This is a genomic window from Streptomyces klenkii (assembly GCF_003626645.1).
Lineage (GTDB): Bacteria > Actinomycetota > Actinomycetes > Streptomycetales > Streptomycetaceae > Streptomyces > Streptomyces klenkii.
In genome coordinates, this window is sequence record NZ_RBAM01000243.1 from 1 (window position 1) to 1,002 (window position 1,002).

The following is a 1,002-nucleotide window of genomic DNA, read 5'->3' on the forward strand; positions in this document are numbered from 1 at the left end:
CGGCTGGCAAGCAGGGGGGGGCCGGCGTAGCTGAGGGTGAGTTTGAGGCGGACGCTCAGCCCCGGTGTCCTGGGCACGCTCGTCCCCCGCCACCGCGTCCGGCCCGGCGCCCGCGCCCGTGTCGATGCGGTACCCGACGCCGGGGACCGTGGCGATCAGGCCGGGCTCGCCCAGCCGCTTGCGCAGGGCCGAGACGGTGATGCGCACCGCGTTGGTGAAGGGGTCGGCGTTCTTGTCCCAGGCGCGCTCCAGCAGCTCCTCGGCGCTGATGACGCCGCCCTCGGCGGCGACGAGGACTTCGAGCACCGCGAACTGCTTGCGCGTCAGCGGGATGTACCGGCCCTCGCGGTAGACCTCGCGGCGGAACGGGTCCAGCCGCAGGCCGGCCAGCTCCCGCACGGGCGGCCTGCTGTGGGCGCGCCTGCGGTCCAGGGCCCGGAGCCGGAGAACGAGCTCCTGCAGCTCGAAGGGCTTGGTGAGGTAGTCGTCGGCGCCCAGCTCGAACCCGGTGACCTTGTCGTCGAGCCGGTCGGCGGCGGTGAGCATCAGGATCGGCATGCCGCTGCCGGAGGCGACGATGCTCTGGGCGATCTCGTCCCCCGAGGGCCCGGGAATGTCGCGGTCGAGGACGGCGATGTCGTAGGCGTTGACGCTCAGCAGCTCCAGAGCGGTGTCCCCGTCCCCGGCGATGTCGGCCGCTATGGCCTCCAATCGCAATCCGTCGCGGATGGCCTCCGCCATGTAGGGCTCGTCCTCGACGACCAATACGCGCATGCTTCCCATGGTAAGGCGGCGGCCGGAAAAGGCCCGTGGCGTTTCCGCGAAAATCCGGCGCATATCGTCGGCCTATCGAAAAGCCCATACGGACCGGCAACATCACCCCGCCTTGACTGGCGGCATGAGTCATTCCGCAGCACGACCGAAGAGCCGCAGGAATGCCGGGTTCATCGCCGGCGGCCTGGCCGCCGCGATCCTCGGAATCCTCGTCCAGCAGTCGGCCTC

Annotated in this window: 1 protein-coding gene; it reads right to left on the bottom strand. The window is 70.7% G+C overall.

The features are described from left to right. The coding region (locus D7231_RS36070) for a response regulator transcription factor (RefSeq protein WP_422396800.1) at nt 1-774 on the bottom strand (774 nt) is incomplete at its 3' end. Between the last annotated feature and the right edge of the window lie 228 nt (nt 775-1,002).